This window comes from Pseudoxanthomonas sp. CCNWLW251, from assembly GCF_037402255.1.
In the GTDB taxonomy this organism is placed as follows: Bacteria; Pseudomonadota; Gammaproteobacteria; order Xanthomonadales; family Xanthomonadaceae; genus Pseudoxanthomonas_A.
In genome coordinates, this window is record NZ_JBBEGA010000002.1 from 701,532 (window position 1) to 715,910 (window position 14,379).

Annotated in this window: 13 protein-coding genes; 1 reads left to right on the plus strand and 12 read right to left on the minus strand. The window is 66.6% G+C overall.

Annotation, left to right across the window (positions count from 1 at the left end; all coding sequences use genetic code 11):
* The first annotated feature begins 8 nt into the window (after positions 1-8).
* Entirely contained in the window at positions 9-278 is a 270-nt protein-coding gene (locus WBN46_RS10305; RefSeq protein WP_337731419.1) for a DUF2845 domain-containing protein, read from the plus strand.
* Here the strand turns inward: WBN46_RS10305 and WBN46_RS10310 are convergent, their stop codons facing one another.
* The 12 genes from WBN46_RS10310 to WBN46_RS10365 all read right to left on the minus strand — a co-directional run bounded on the left by WBN46_RS10310 (position 279) and on the right by WBN46_RS10365 (position 14,332).
* Positions 279-512, minus strand: coding sequence for a hypothetical protein (locus WBN46_RS10310; protein ID WP_337731420.1), 234 nt, complete (start codon positions 510-512; stop codon positions 279-281). It abuts the gene before it with no gap.
* Positions 502-1,635 carry a hypothetical protein gene (locus WBN46_RS10315; RefSeq protein ID WP_337731421.1) on the minus strand — a complete coding sequence of 378 codons (1,134 nt, stop codon included), beginning with the start codon at positions 1,633-1,635 and terminating at the stop codon, positions 502-504. Before WBN46_RS10315 ends, WBN46_RS10310 begins: the two co-directional genes overlap by 11 nt.
* Positions 1,636-2,316: 681 nt before the next feature.
* Positions 2,317-2,652: a hypothetical protein gene (locus WBN46_RS10320; RefSeq protein WP_337731422.1), complete on the minus strand. Its 336-nt coding sequence runs from the start codon at positions 2,650-2,652 to the stop codon at positions 2,317-2,319.
* Entirely contained in the window at positions 2,649-3,659 is a 1,011-nt protein-coding gene (locus WBN46_RS10325; protein WP_337731423.1) for a hypothetical protein, read from the minus strand. The genes WBN46_RS10320 and WBN46_RS10325 overlap by 4 nt, the downstream gene beginning before the upstream one ends.
* Complete coding sequence (locus tag WBN46_RS10330) at positions 3,656-7,270, minus strand: hypothetical protein (protein WP_337731424.1); 3,615 nt, start codon at positions 7,268-7,270, stop codon at positions 3,656-3,658. Before WBN46_RS10330 ends, WBN46_RS10325 begins: the two co-directional genes overlap by 4 nt.
* Before the next feature lie 12 nt (positions 7,271-7,282).
* The gene (locus tag WBN46_RS10335) at positions 7,283-7,696 is read right to left on the minus strand and encodes a hypothetical protein (protein WP_337731425.1); all 414 of its coding nucleotides are present in this window, start codon (positions 7,694-7,696) and stop codon (positions 7,283-7,285) included.
* The gene (locus tag WBN46_RS10340) at positions 7,693-11,385 is read right to left on the minus strand and encodes a tape measure protein (RefSeq protein WP_337731426.1); all 3,693 of its coding nucleotides are present in this window, start codon (positions 11,383-11,385) and stop codon (positions 7,693-7,695) included. The genes WBN46_RS10335 and WBN46_RS10340 overlap by 4 nt, the downstream gene beginning before the upstream one ends.
* A 92-nt stretch (positions 11,386-11,477) precedes the next feature.
* Positions 11,478-12,104 carry a hypothetical protein gene (locus WBN46_RS10345; protein ID WP_337731427.1) on the minus strand — a complete coding sequence of 209 codons (627 nt, stop codon included), beginning with the start codon at positions 12,102-12,104 and terminating at the stop codon, positions 11,478-11,480.
* A gap of 90 nt (positions 12,105-12,194) precedes the next feature.
* Complete coding sequence (locus WBN46_RS10350) at positions 12,195-12,992, minus strand: hypothetical protein (protein ID WP_337731428.1); 798 nt, start codon at positions 12,990-12,992, stop codon at positions 12,195-12,197.
* Positions 12,993-13,006: 14 nt separating this feature from the next.
* Positions 13,007-13,474, minus strand: coding sequence for a hypothetical protein (locus WBN46_RS10355; protein ID WP_337731429.1), 468 nt, complete (start codon positions 13,472-13,474; stop codon positions 13,007-13,009).
* Positions 13,467-13,793 (minus strand): hypothetical protein, encoded by a 327-nt coding sequence (locus tag WBN46_RS10360; protein WP_337731431.1) that lies wholly within the window; start codon positions 13,791-13,793, stop codon positions 13,467-13,469. The genes WBN46_RS10355 and WBN46_RS10360 overlap by 8 nt, the downstream gene beginning before the upstream one ends.
* On the minus strand, positions 13,790-14,332 hold the full coding sequence (locus WBN46_RS10365) for a hypothetical protein (RefSeq protein ID WP_337731432.1): 543 nt from the start codon (positions 14,330-14,332) through the stop codon (positions 13,790-13,792). Before WBN46_RS10365 ends, WBN46_RS10360 begins: the two co-directional genes overlap by 4 nt.
* Positions 14,333-14,379: the final 47 nt, after the last annotated feature.

Below are 14,379 nucleotides of genomic sequence, written 5' to 3' on the forward strand. Positions count from 1 at the left end.
GGATCTCCATGCGCAAGACCATTCTCTGCCTCGCCCTGCTTCTGGCCAGCGCCGCTGCGTTCGCCAACACCTACAACTTCGGCAACCGCGTGGTCTCCAGCGGAGACAGCATCGGTCGCCTGGTCGAGATCGCCGGCAAGCCGGATCTGGTGACGCCCATCCAGAACGAATACGGCGCCCAACGCGGTGAGAAGTGGACCTACTTCCGTGATGGCAAGACCATCGTTTTCACGATCGACACCAACGGAAAGATCGTCGCAATCAGCGAATCGCGCTGATCAGATATCCAGATCCACCAACGGCAGGTTCGGGCCCGTCTCGATGGCTTTTCCGTCCTGCACCCAAACGTTGTAGGGGATCGTGCCGCCCAGCTGGTTGCGCACGCGGGTCGTGCTGCCGTCGATCAGGGTGACGCTGCTGGTGCCGTCGCCGTTGTGGGCGGTGACGGTGGCCAGCAGGCGCGGTGCTTCCTGAATCAGGTCGCCGAATTGGCCCCACAGGTCAGTCCGCATCGGTGTAGTGCCTTTCCAGGGTGATGGTCTGCTCGACCACGAGTGCCTTGTCGTCGGCGCGCGCCTCGAGCTGGTAGCCAGTGCAGACGCCGTGCCAGGTCTCGCCGGCCTCCTGCACCTCACCCAGCATCAGCGGCAATACGCGGCCGGTCTGGCCCGCCAGCAGCGGCGCAGCGAACAGCGGGTGCGTCAGCGTGATGGCCGCCTGCTCGCCGCGATCGCTGATGACGTTGCGCCCGCGCTCGCGCGCCGCGGCGTCGGTGTTGATCAGCGGGCTGGCCGCCTGCGGCGCGTAGAGCGTGCGCGGCTCGCTGGCGCGACCGACGCGAGCGGTGACACCTTTGCCCTGGATCTCGCCGGTCACGACCACCGCGTCATACGGCGGCGCACTGCGCACCTGCAGCGTCTCGCTGGTGACGATGTCGTCCAGCAGGGTGAAGTCAGGGGCTGTCGCCGGCCAGTCCCATGGACTCACCGGGTAGCGAGGTCGGATGACCAGGTGCCGGTCGGCCGGGTCGGATTGGACGACGGCGCCGCTCGCTTGCGCCAGCCGCGTGATCGCCTCGATCGGTGTCAGGCCATCGTAGAACCAGGCGCCGGCGGGCACCTCCCAGTCCACGGTGTCGTAGTCGGCGGTGAACCCGGTGCCTGCCAACTCCTCGTCCACCAGCTGCGCGACGGTACGCGCCTCCGTCGTCGTCTTGCTGCGAGTCGGCGCAAATGGCGCACCCAGAAGGGCGGTCGACGATCGCCCACTGACGCTGATGCCGCCGGCGTTGAACTGTCGCTGGCGCTGGTAGTCCTCAATGATGAAGACATGCACGTAGCCGTTGACCGTCACGCGCACCTCGCGCGGCCCGTCGACGGTGGGCTTCAAGAGTGCAAGGTCGGACGGCTGTAGCAGCGACATGGAGAGGGTCAGGCACCAGCTGCCGGCGTCGCCGGCGATGCTGATGCCGTCCACCTCGATCGGCGCCAGGTCGGGCAGGCGCACCACTTCGATTTCATTGATCACGATGTAGGTCCTGCGACGCGGGCGCACGGCGTAGCAGGCCGTGACGCCCAGGTTGAGGGGTGCGTGGCCACCGATGCCGACGACAGGACAGCCCAAGTCCAGCCCCACGTAGTTGCCGGGCGGGAAGATAGACGGCGGTGTAGGCGGGTCCGGTGGGACAGGCGGCGTGACAATCCAAGGCAGCCGGCCGGCCTGACCCCAGCGCATCCGCCAGTTCCGATCGCGATGGGCCAGCTGCGCCCATGGGAAATTCCGTCCGCGAAGCAGGGCAGACAGTCGCGACCCAAAAGGCACCAAGCGGCCCTGCATATGCTGGCCGAGGTTTCGCCAAGAGACGCCCGCAGACTGCCGGGCGGACTTCATGGCGGACCAACGTGCCAACGTCTCCTCGGCCGTGCGTGGGAGCGCTGCCCAGCGCGACTCCATCCCACGTGAACGGCGCAACGATCGTGAGGGCCACGGGATGGCCGTTCGGCTCGCACGGCGGCGGAGATCGCCCCACGCGCTCAGCACCGTCCGCGCTCGCGACGCTCCCTGACCCCATGGCATGCCGGCGACCATCCGGGCACGCGGCGCCTCCGCCCACGCCGAAGAGATTATGCGACTCGTGACCCTCGCCATGCCCCAGGCGATACCCACGCCTTTCTGTGGTCCAGAAAGGCCGGGCTCCGGATCGGGCCCTGGGTTGTGCCAGTGCACGCCCAGATTGAGCGGGACGTGCGAGCCCTGTCCAAGGTACTTCGGACCCAGATCCAGCGATGCGTACTGGGCAGGAACGGGCGCCATCGATCACGGCGCCGGCAAGGCCGGTCGCACCCAGTCCTGGATCGCGGCGTTCGAAGTGCCAGCATCGTTGAAACCGACGACGAAAAAGTCGCGGGAGGGATCCAGGCGCTCGATTTGCCATGTGCCGTCCGCAGCGCTGCGTACCCCGGCCACAACTACCATAGTGAGCCGATCGACCGCGACGATCCGCACGCGCGAGGGGACATTGAGGATCTTCGCCCGACCGTCGAGGTGGTCAGGATTGGGGTCGGGAGGCAGGCTGCCGGCCAAGTAGCCTTTGCCTTTGAACCGTTCCCGGTCAGAGATGATCATGTCGAAGATCAGCGCCGGCGTGCTCACGACTGCGCCTCTGTCGTAATGTCGAAGATGCCGACACCCCAGTTCGTAGCGGACGCGCCGCACGGCAACGTGAGCGCGAGAAAGCTAACCCCCGGGAAGCCCTCAAGATCGGTCACTGGCGTGTCATTCACGAACGGCCGGTAATGCAGTGGCGCGTACACATTCGGAAGAAAGCCGCGAATGCGCCACGCGCCGTCCACGACATGTACGCGCTCGATCATCAGCCCGCCGCCGACAGGGTCGGGATAGGGGGGAGCCGCGCTGTAGCCGCCCAGCGTGATGTTGCTCGCCACAGTAAAGCGACTGAGGGAGGGAACTCCGTTGCAGCACCACTTGCTGGGGGTACCATCAGATCCTTGCAGCACCACCAGGGACCTCTGGGAAATGACCTCTGCGGCGTATCCCGCGCCAATGGCGAACGTGCCCGAGTTGAAAGTGGCATTCGTCGTGTAGGTGATGGTAGGCGACCATGAAACCGCGAAATTCGTGGTATCTCCCGGCAGACGCGAATCCAGGTCACCTGCAAAAAATGGAACGTTTCGGAACTGCTCGTTGGTCAGCCCGGAAGAACTGACGTTGACGAACAGGTAGAACCACTTCTCGGTGGCGATCGCAAGCCACGCATTAGCGGCCGACGTGAGCAGTCCACTCTTCAGCCAGAGAGATCCGTTAGCGGCATCGGCTGGCGGCGGAATCTGGCCCGCCCCCGTGTCGATATCCGACATGCTCGCGAAACCCTTGATCGCTGCCGTACGCGCGTTGTTGACGGCGCCGGTGTCGTCCACACGCAGATAGCTGCCGGTACCGGTGATCGGGTTGTTGCGATAAACGCGCTTGTTGCTGGACGTATAGGTGATCGTCCACCCGGCAGCAGGCTTGGCATCGGAACCGGATCCGTAGCCGTTGACCAGAATAGCGTCCAGCAACGCCACCATGTCGCCCGCAGTGCCGCTGATCGTCGGTGCGCCAGCATCCGTGCTTCGGTAGACGCGGGGCACGAGGCTCATACTTCGATCTCCTCACTGTTGCCGATCACCTCGAAACGGAACGAGTCGATCGCCGCCTCAGGTGTACTCGGCCTCACGGTGCGAACGAACCACACCGGCGCCAGTCCACCGATCGTGTTGTGGCGAAGCGCATTGCCACTGACCCAGCCCAGCCCCCACCCTCTCCGATCAATGAACATGTACGGCTCCCCCGTGCGTGGATTGATTGGCGCGAAATCCGCACCCGTCGAGCCCGTCGCAATGGTGCCCACCGTTTCGCCGCGGAGCTCGAACGCCGTTGCGCCGGTGAACACGATGGCCCACCGCTCAGTGATGGCACTGCGGTTGTCCACAAGGATCGGGTAGTCGATGTCGTTGTACGTCGCAGCCGCCGGCGAGCCGACCACGGTGTCGGACCAGATGCTCGAGCTGCTCCATGTGGCCTGGTCGAACAGGTTCTCCACGCGCGCCACGAGGTTGAGCGACCCATTTGCCTCGCCCAAGCGCAGGCATGTGCTGAGCAGCGTGCCCTCAGGAAAGTCGCGCGATAGGGCACTGTTGAGCTCGATCACGCCATTGATCTGCACGCCGGCGCACAGCCGGCGGTTGTCGATTCGGTGGCGGATACGCACAGGCATGGCGTACGCGGCCAAGTTGAGCGGGTCCGACCACTCGACCGTGCCAGCATCCAGGTCGATCGTGTACCACACGCTGTCGATCGGCGTTCCCTCGCTGTCACGCACTTCGCAGTACGACAGGTTGATCCGGCCCAGATCCGTCGTGGTCCCGGCGACAGGCGTGAGGCTGGTTTCCCCCGTGTGGTGCACCAGAACGGTCTGGCCAGCCTTGAAGCACGGCACCCGGCCGTCCGGCGGCAGTCGCGTCGGATCCAGACCCACGACGACCGAGGACAGCGGCAGGGACTTGAACACGACCGCGTTGTAAAAGATGGTCGAAGCCACCACCAGGTGCGGCTTCCACACGTTGCCGCCGACCACGTTCTCGACGTCGTACCAGGGTTCGCCTTCGTTGCCGGCGGCGGTCACCATCTCGCCGAACCGCACCCGCACCACCCCCGTTTCCCAGTCTACGGTGCCGTCGATCAGCGAACCCGTGATCACGCCCCCGACGTCGCCGGTGGCAGTCAACAGATCACCTTCCAGCGTTGTCGCGCGTAGCGTGAACTGGCCCGGCGCCAGCGGAGAACCGAGCGTTCGGAACGTCACCACGTCCAGGCCCACTTCGAAAGCAGTGGTGAGCAGCGCCTTCATGGTCACCGCGTTGGTGCCGCCGGCTTCCCACAGGGCGAGCGAGGCGATGCCGCTGCCATAGTCGATCGAGCCTGCGTACGTGCCTGCACCGGTAACCGGGTCGATGGTGCGGTAAAGAGACCCGCTGCGGTCCACGTACGTGTGCCCGCGAAACACGAATCGCACGCTCCCCGGTACCACGGCATCGATGATGCCCGGCGTCAGGTCGAGCGTAACGTCCGGCAGTGGGATTGCCTCATCGGCGTCGGTGTCGGCCACTGCGGCCGTCTGCCAGTCCGCGCTGAGCTGCGTGCCCGCGGAGAATGCGCCGGTGCCGTTGGCGCGCGTCACCGACGACACACGCCAGTAATCGCGGCCGCCGGTCTTCGTATAGACAGGGAACGGCACGTTGGCGATGGACAGGCTGCCGGCCTGCAGGCTGATCGCGCCGGAGGTGTAGTTGATGGTGCCCAGTGTGCCGGTTAGCTTTGCGCCGCCGGCGAACGTGGCCACCAGCTGGCCCGCGCCGTTGTCTTTCGCCTGGATCCGCAGGGAGACCGTCGGTGCGCCGAGATCCGTGTTGTTCGATGGACGAACGGTCACCATCCATGCCAGCGCCACGCTGCCCGGGCGCACGGGCGCCTCTGGCAAGGTGAACGCGACAATGCCGCCGCCATCAGGCGTCGGGGTGAAGATCTCGTTCTCCAGCGCGGACCACGCGTACTCGCATACGATCTGGGTGCCTGCGTCAGGCAGCGTGGCCGGACGAATGTGCACCTCGCCCGTGGCATAGACGATCCGACCCCGGTCCACGCCGCCGATTAGGAGGACCCCGTCACCGCCGCTGTCGCTGGCCACCACTGGGCTGGCACCCACCGTAAGGGTGGCGGTAAAGGTGCCGGGATTGACTCCCTCGTTGGCAAGGAAGAAGTGCAGCTCGGGCGGCGTGATGGTCACATCGCCGTCGCGACGCTCCGCCGTGACGCCCGTGCCGTGCCCGACCAACATGTCGGACTCCAGGTCCGGAAGCGCGCCACAGGTCACCAGCAGCGTACCCGTGGCGTAGTTGACGGTGCCGGTGCCCTCGCCCGGGTTGCCGACCAGCGTGCCGGTGCCGTTGTCAGTGAGCTGGATCCACTTGCCCAACGCCCGATAGTTGACGGTGGTCGTGCCCGGCGCCGGCAGCGGCGACAGGCTGAACACGTGGTTGTAGGTCTGGCTGGCCAGCTCAATCGTCTTGCGCTGGGTGTAAGCCTGCTGCGCCACCATGCCCGCCGCTGTCGCCGTGATGCTGGCTGACGTCAGACCAGCACCCGCGTCGTTGCGCAGGCTGATGGCGCCACTGGCGTAGTCGACGGTCCCGCCCCAGGGCGTGGTGGACCCCGTGACCAGATTGCCTTCGCCATCGTCGCTGAGCGTCACGCTGGCGACCACCACCGACACGCTGCCCTTGGCCAACGAGCTGCCCAGGAAGCGCGTCACTGCCACGCCTGCCGTGTACACGGCGCTGTAGGTCAGGGCCAGGTCATTGGTCGGCCCCGCCTGCACATAGGCGGTAGCACCATTGCCGGCCAGCTCATCGACCACGGGCGTCTCGGCCAACGTCGACGGGACGATCGGCACGTATGGGCTGTCGATCTTCACCGACAGATCGCCTGCCTCGGCAACCTCGCTGAGCGCCTTGACCGAATAGAAGCTTGCGGCCTCCACCACGTTGGTACGGAACACGCGGGTGGGCGGCTTCGTGGCAGAGATCCGGACCGGCTCTTGGCCGTAGAACGGATAGAGCAGCGCCGAGCCGATGCCCATGATGATGACGTCGCGACGGAATACGCCTTCCCCGTCAGTGAACTCCTCGGTAGTGCGCTGCAGGACCTCGCTCACGCGCACGTATTGCTCGTTCGGGGTATAGCCCACCGCGGTGGTGGACAAGCAGAAGTTGTCGTTGATGTCCGGCGTCGGCGCATCCGGCATGCAATACACGCTGATGGCCTGCTGTCCGATGAAGTGGTTACCCATCAGCACATAGCGAGACTCGACACCCTTCGTGATGTAGCTCTCGACGATGTTGCGCGCGTCGGCGCGGACGTCGCTGTAGCTGCCCGTGCTGAACATGGTGACGCTGATCGCGTCGTCCTCCGGCGGCTGAAGGATGATGCCGATGGCGTCGGTCAGGATGTCCCGGTTGGGCGTATCGAGGTGCACGAAGGCTTTACGCAGCGTGCTGCGACCGGTCGTGCGCTCCTCGTCGCCGATATTCGGGAACAGGTTGTTGAGCTGGCCGTCGACAACTTCGGCCTGCACCATGCGGCCACCGCCGTCAGGGTTGTCGGTCAGGCGTTGCGACTGGCGAATCTTGATGTTGGCGGCGGAGATGGCCATGGAGGTTCCTGGTCAAACGGTCATGAGCCGTAGCGAGACGGCGAAGAAGTCGGAATCGAGTGCGGGCGCGGCGAACCGGATGGGCGTGGCGGTAATCGCCAGGCCGCCTTCCCGGTTGAAGGCCACGGTGAAGCTGCGCGTGCCCCCGTTGTGCGCAGGCATCACCAGCGTGTACGTGGCTCCGGGGATTTCCTCTAACGCCTGGAGAGCGCGCAGCACGGCCAGGCGCAAGGGAGCGACGTAGGCGGCACCGGCGCGCGTGGTGTCCAAGGTGATCGGACGGCCTGCCTGCAGGGCCGCTTCCTGCACGATGCGGGCGCCCGTCAGCGAGGTCTTGATGTTCTGGCCGACCTTCCATGCCGTGAACTCGTCGGTCCATTGCAGGTCGCCCGGCAGCGTGACGCCACCCAGCACGATATCGCTCATCGGCTCCCCCGATTGCTGCTGGCCCGGGCGCGCGAGATGGCCTGGATGATCTTGGGCGTGGCCAGCTTGACGACCACGTCCGCCAGTTCGTTGAGGATCTTCTGCAGGTTGGTGACCTGCGTGTTGGTCGGGGTGATGAATTCGATCCGGATGGCCTCGTCCCCAGATTTCACCGTGTCGCTACGGCCCGCCGCCTGTTCGGCGGCCTGTTGCAGGCCCTGCGCCGTCTTGAGGCGCGCCTCGTCCCGCTGACGCTGCTGATCCTGCTCCTGCTGGTACGCCTGGGCCTGCGCCTCGCGCGCCGACTTGATGGCCTGCTCCTTCTGCAGGATGGCCTCGATCTCGTCCTTGCCGACGAAAGAGAACTTCCGCTGGAGCTCTTCCCGCCGCTGGGCCAGCGCGTCGAAGGATTGCGCGGTCTTGTCCAGCTCTGTAGCGTAGTCGCGCAGTTCCCTCCGCTCGCGATTGAGCGTTTTCAGCATCTGGGCCAACGCTGCAATGGGATTGCTGCCCGGCTGCATCGCCCGGCTCATCTGCCGCCAGGTGTCCCAAAAGGCCTCGCCCACCTGTCCAATAGAGAAGGCCATGCCCTGTGCAGCCTGCGCGCCTTGGGCGAGCTGGCCAGTGGCGCCCGCGGCTCCGGCCCCGACGGCCTGAACCGCGTCGGACGCCGCACCTGCGGATGCCGCGACATTGTCCAGCGCACCGGCTGCTGCACTTGCGCCGGCACTGACCGCCTCACCTGCGGCACCGCCCTGCTCCGCCAACCGCTCGAGCGCGCGACCACTGTTGATGACCGCATCCATGACGGCCAGCTCGGAATCGACCCGGTCACGCGCTGCGGCGTCGCTGTCGGCGACCGTGGCACGGGCTGTGCGCGCGTATGCTTCGAACGCACGGCGGACATCCTCGACGCTGGCCTTGCCGCTGGCGGCTCCGCGGCGGATCGCATCGAACGCGTCATAGGCCGCGTCCTTGGCTGCGTTGAGCGAGGCCTGGGATTGGATGCCCAACAGTGCGAACTCATCGACCAGGGGGTCGACGGCCGCGGTAATGGACCTGATGCGCGCGTCCACCAGCTGCATCGCGCGGGCGGTCTGGTCGAAGCCGATGGCGCCCTGCTCGCCCGCTGACCGCAGGAGGTCGCCCAGCACGCGTACTTCATCGACCGTGGCCACCTTGCTCAGAGCGGCCCGGAACGCGGTCTCGATCTGTTGGCTGGTGGCGTTCGCGTTCTCGAGGATGGCACTGAAGGCAGCGGTGGCGTCACGCCCGCTCTGGGTAAACTGCGTGCCCATCCGCTCGGCGGCAACATTGAGCCGCTCCATGGCCGCCACGAGTGTGGCCTCCAGGACGGCAGCGGCCTGCGCAGGACCGATTTGCCACACGTCGAATGCCGCCTGTGACGCGGTCTGGAAGCGCAGCAGCTCTTCGCCAGACAATGTACGCAAGGTCTCCAGCAGGCCCTCGCGCACATTGCGATCAGCTACCGCACCACCGGCTGCAATCTGGGCGAGCGCCACACCCACGTCGCCCAGCTTGTTGCTGTCGGCGAAATTGAGACCCTCAAAGACCTTCTTGATGGATTCGCGCGCCGCCTTGGCGTCGCTGTCGATGCCACGCAGACCATCGGCCACCGCCTGCGCGCCGACGCCGATGCCGTTCTTCAGGGCGTCACCCGCCGTGCGCGAGGCCTGCTCCAGTGCGGAGATGCCTTGGCGCACCTCCTCGAGCCGTGCCTTGACGCCCTCCCATTGCTTGGCCAGGTCGGGCGTGAGCGCGCCCGCACGCTGCATGGCCTGGTAGTAGCGATCGAGCTCCACCAGGTAGTCGCGCAGCCCGCCTACGCGCGCGGCATACGAGGCGCGCTCCTCTTCGCCCAAACGTGCCGCCGCCTCGGCGCTGAGGACCTGTTGATGCGCATTCGCCTCCAGGCCTTTTGCCGCCTCGCTCGCCGCCCGCGCGGAGGCCAGCCACTGCTTTTCGATCTGTGCTTCGACCTCGCGCAGGCGCGCCGTGCCTTCGCTGTACCGCGCCAGCCAAGTGCCTAGCCGCTCGCCGGCCTTGTAAGCCTGCTCAATGCCAACCAGCGCCACGCCGATAGCGATGCTGGCGGGCAGCCCCCGCAGCAGGGCGCCGAAGCTGAGCGCCGACTTGCCTGCGGCGTTGATCGCCGTGTTGGTGCGCACCAACTCGTTGGTGGCGTTCCACAGCGAGATCCGCCACTGATTCATCTGGACCAGCGCTTGGCCGATCTTGAACGCGGCATAGGCCTTGGCAGCCAGCAGCAGCGCACCGCGGTGTTCGTACAGGAACTGCGTGCCTGTCTTCAGCGAATTGGCCACCGAAATCACGGCGTCGGACACGCGCTGCGCCCACTGCGCCAACGCGCCGTCCGCCGACATACGCGCGATGGTGTCGCGGATCTCCGACAGTTGCGCCTTGAACCAGTCCAGGGCGCCGCTGTTGGCCACGTCGCGCGCGAAGCCCTGCACGTCGTCGACGAAGCCGCGCCACAACCCGCTCAGCGTGTTGATGTTCTCGGCTGCCGCGCCATCGGCCGAGCGCGCCATCTCATCCAGCAGCTGCTTGATGACGTCGCGGCCCAGCTCGCCGGCGCTACTCAGCCGCTGCAGCTCCGTGACGTTCTTGCCCGTGGCCTGCGCCAGCAGGTCCCACACCGGGACGCCTCGCTCGACCAGCTGCAGGATTTCCTCACCCTGCAGATTCTGCTTGGACCAGGCCTGCCCGACGGCCAGGATGAGGCCATCGAGCGATTCCATGGATCCACCCAGCAGGGCGTTCTGGTCGACCAGACCTTGCAGCGTGCCGTCGAGCGGTTCCAGACCGAACGATTTGAGCTTGAGCGCGGACTGCAGCAGGCTGTCGAACTGCAGGCTGGCGCCACGCGCCAGTTGCTGGATCGTGTCGAATGCCTGGTCGCCCGCACCTTCACCATACAGCCGGTTGAGCCGCTTGCGCGTCTGCTCGGCCGCATCGCCCAGGCCGAGCATTTGCTTCGTCGCGTTCCATGCGCCCTGCACGCTGAAGAAACTGGTCAGGCCGCCGACCACTGCAGCGAAGCGCGCCATGAAGCGCGAGCCGGTCTGAGAAGCACTGGCCAGCTCGCGCGTGCCACGCTCGGCCGCCGCGGCTCGCTCGCGGTACTGCCGGAGGCTCTCGCCTGCTGCGCGACTGCTCTCGGCTTGCTTGCGGAAGGCGGCGTCGCCGTCGGCCATACGCTGCTTGAGCTCGCCGACCGCGGTAGATTCCGCACGCACGGACTGTGCCTGCCGCTCGATCGCCACGGCCGTGCGTCCGATCTCATTGCGCAACTGGGCCTGCAGAGCAGCCAGGTCGCGCGTGTCGGCGCCAGTGGCCTGCAATGCTCCATCGGCCTTCAGAAGCGCGGACCATTGACTCGCGTACGCCTTCTCGAGGCGCTCCACTTCGGTACGTGCCGCCTTTTGCGCCTGCGTCAGCTCGCGGGATGGCTTGTCAGTGGCCGCCAATTGCAGGGTGAGCTGGTAAGCGGCCTTCTGGGCACTGTCCAGCGCCTCTTCGGTGCGCTGCAGCTCGTCGGTCATGCGTTGCAGGTCGGTCGCCTTGGCCGCCTGCTCATTCAGACCGGTAATGCTGTCCAGCAGCTTGTTGGTGTCCGCCAGCGTCTCCGCCGAGACGTCGCCCACTTCGGCGAGTGCACGGCGCAGCGCTTCGACACCCTCGGTGCCTGCGGTCTCCAGGACGATACGGATGGCTTCTTCGAGGCGATCGCCGGCCATCACGCAGCTCCCAGCTTGAACTGGCGACTCAGCTCCGCCAGGTAGAACGTGCGCAGCGTGCCGAGCAGCGCTTCGCTGGCCGCGCGGGATCCACGGTGATCGAGCCCGGAGATCATCTCGAACGGGCTAGGGCCGTAGAGCATGCGCACCGGCCCGCGCCCATGGCGACGGCCGGTGCTGGCGAACGAGCGCACGCGGATCGCGCGGCGCCCTTGGATCGTGGCAATGAAGGCGCTGTCGTAGGTCTTGCTACGTCCGGCCTGGATGCTGGCCACCGCACCTGCCGTCCGGGCGCCCCCCCAGCGACCGCCGAAGGCGAGCAGTGGGATGGCGCGCGTGCTGGCCCACAGGCCGATGTAGTCCGAGCGGTCGCCGCGCCGCCCGCGGCTGCCCATCTCCGCGCGGTACTTGCCGGACAACGTGCGCGCCTGTACCCCGTACTGCTCGCGGACGGCCCGGTTGGCCATCGCCACCGCGCGCCGCTGCGTGCTGACGGTCGCGCGGATCACCGAGGTGTCGTACGCCGACAGGACGCGGCCCGCTACATCCGTGATGCCATGCAGATCTTTGGCGCGACGGCCATTGACGTAGAACTTGAGCGCGCTGTTGCGCCGATTGCTGGCCATGGATCAGACCGCCGCGCAGAAGAAAAGCGGCGGCAGCGTTTCCGCTGCCACCGCCCCCGGACCCACCAGGGCGCGAGCTTCGACCATGCGTTACGCGGCCTGCTCGTAGACTTCGAACGTGTACAGCGCCGACTCTTCCGACCGGAACACGACGTTGCCCGTCAGCGTCACCTGGATCGGCTCGGCGCTGAACCAGTCGACGTCGCCGTCGACGGTCAGGTCCACCTGCGGGATGCGCAGCAGGCCGTTCTCGCCGCTGATGCGGTCCTGCACGTCGCCCATGATCAGGAACTTCTCGTTGGGCGTCGCACCGCCGTTGATGGCCGTCCGTACGTAGTCGTCGTAGCTGTAGCTGATGGTCAGCTCGTCGCCCGACTCGATCGCGCCGCCGGCCTTCGGGATCAGCAGACCCTGGCGATTGTCGATGGTGTAGTCGGTACCGGCGACCAGCGGCGTGCCGGCCTTCTCCACGACGGGCGTGGGGCTGGCCAGGAGGAAGCGGTGCGCCAGCTGCAGCGGCACATCCGCGGAAAGTACGGTGTACGCGACGTCGGTCACGGCGCCTGCGGTGACCGCGCCCGACTGGCCGCTGCCGTACAGCATGCGGGCCAGGATCAGCGGCGGCACTTCCAACAGCGTGATGCTGATGCCGGTGGTGCCCGGGTTGGAGTCGGACTGAATGATCTGGCCGTAACGATCATCCCGACGCTTGCTGGTGACGTTGGTGGTGTCGCCGGCTTCGTACGAGAAGACGAGCGAGGTCTGTTCGATCGGCTGGTTGCCGAAAGCGTCGGCCGCTTCGGGGATCACCGGGATGCGCTCCGGGCCGGTGCCGTGCTGCCAGATGCGCAGGTCGCCGGCGAACTTGCGAACTTTGGGTTGTGCCATGGGAGTGTCTCCAGTTACAGGGCGGGCGCGTGGGTTTCGGTCAGGCCCGCCCGCGCGGTGACCTGAGCCAAGGTGAAGGGAGTGCCGGCCTCGTCCGCGTCCGACAGGAAGCGGGAGCCGGTGATGTCGAGCTTGTTGAAGCGCACGGCCAGGCCGCGCAGATCCACGCCCAGGGCGCGCACGATGTCGGCGCGCGCGCGATGCGCGACGAGCTCGGGGTTGTCGCTGCCGAAGGGCACGGCGACCTCGATGGTCAGGTCCATCTCGCTGACCGTCGTGCGGCCACTGCTCGCCGCGGCGCTGACACCCAACTCACCGGCCACCACCAGCGTGATCGGGGCGTTGCCCTCGAGCTTCAGACGTGAGCGGTCCGTGAGGATCACGCCCTGCCCAATGGCGGTATGCCAACCGGTCGTGCCGTCGATCTGTTCCAGCAGGCCCTTGATGGCCTGCAGCGCCTCCCAGGAGATCGGCTCAGCCACCGCGCACCAGCCAGCGGCTCAGCGAGCCGTCGTTGCTGATCTCGTAAACGTTGGTTAGCGTGTCGCCGTCGACGACCAGCACGCCCTCGGCGGCAGGAACCGTGGGCGTCATGGAAGACAGCACGTAGACCACCTCGGTGCGCGAGCTGCGCGCCTGGCCGAGGTCACCGACGTCCTGCACGCTGCGGTCGACGAACACATCGCACGACACCGCTGTCCCGCCCTTCGGCGTGTATTGGCCGTGGTCTGCCATGCCCGCGGCAGCAAATGCTGCGTGCGCGCCCTGGTCGAATTGAGCCATGAAGTCTTTCTGGCTCATGGCTTCACCTCGGCAGGCCGCTCGTAGCAGACGTTGAGCAGACCCTGCGCAGCCTTCAGTCGGGCGATGGCTTCGCTGTACTGGGCGTCGAAGCCGCCGGCAAGACCAAGAACTCGGCCGATAGCGTCTGCTCGGCCTCGATCGACGAGGGCAAACCCTCCAGCAAGTTCGGTGCCTTGCCAGGCATTGGCTTGCGGACAACGGTCTCGCCAGACGTCCCGCACCCGCTGAGTGCCAGCAGCAATAGCAGCGCCAGTGCGGCGCCCACGTTCATACGCATCGTTCATCTCCTGAGCACGCGTGGCTGCAGCCACGCCCTTCTCGTTGTGATAAGTCGCCTTGGCTTCTGCAGCCTGTACGGCCAGCTGTGCCGATTGCTCCGCCACCACTCGCGCGTCACGCGCGACCTCCGCCAGTGTTTCGGCGCGGTCAGCCTTGGCCACTTGGAGCCTGTAGGACTGCAGCGCAGCGATGCCACCGAGCACCAGCGACAGCGCTGCCAGCGCGTACAAGACGGGCGCGGTCAGAAAGCGCGTCATGGTGCGTCGTCCCACAGTCCACCGCCCACGCACCAGGCCGTGAAGCA

What these genes read in the sequence shown, in the direction of transcription:
- WBN46_RS10325 (WP_337731423.1), bottom strand. Translation starts at nt 3,659, where the DNA reads ATGAGCCTCGTGCCCCGCGTCTACCGAAGCACGGATGCTGGCGCACCG.
- WBN46_RS10330 (WP_337731424.1), bottom strand. Translation starts at nt 7,270, where the DNA reads ATGGCCATCTCCGCCGCCAACATCAAGATTCGCCAGTCGCAACGCCTG.
- WBN46_RS10350 (WP_337731428.1), bottom strand. Translation starts at nt 12,992, where the DNA reads ATGGCACAACCCAAAGTTCGCAAGTTCGCCGGCGACCTGCGCATCTGG.
- WBN46_RS10360 (WP_337731431.1), bottom strand. Translation starts at nt 13,793, where the DNA reads ATGAGCCAGAAAGACTTCATGGCTCAATTCGACCAGGGCGCGCACGCA.
- WBN46_RS10310 (WP_337731420.1), bottom strand. Translation starts at nt 512, where the DNA reads ATGCGGACTGACCTGTGGGGCCAATTCGGCGACCTGATTCAGGAAGCA.
- WBN46_RS10305 (WP_337731419.1), top strand. Translation starts at nt 9, where the DNA reads ATGCGCAAGACCATTCTCTGCCTCGCCCTGCTTCTGGCCAGCGCCGCT.
- WBN46_RS10345 (WP_337731427.1), bottom strand. Translation starts at nt 12,104, where the DNA reads ATGGCCAGCAATCGGCGCAACAGCGCGCTCAAGTTCTACGTCAATGGC.
- WBN46_RS10365 (WP_337731432.1), bottom strand. Translation starts at nt 14,332, where the DNA reads ATGACGCGCTTTCTGACCGCGCCCGTCTTGTACGCGCTGGCAGCGCTG.
- WBN46_RS10335 (WP_337731425.1), bottom strand. Translation starts at nt 7,696, where the DNA reads ATGAGCGATATCGTGCTGGGTGGCGTCACGCTGCCGGGCGACCTGCAA.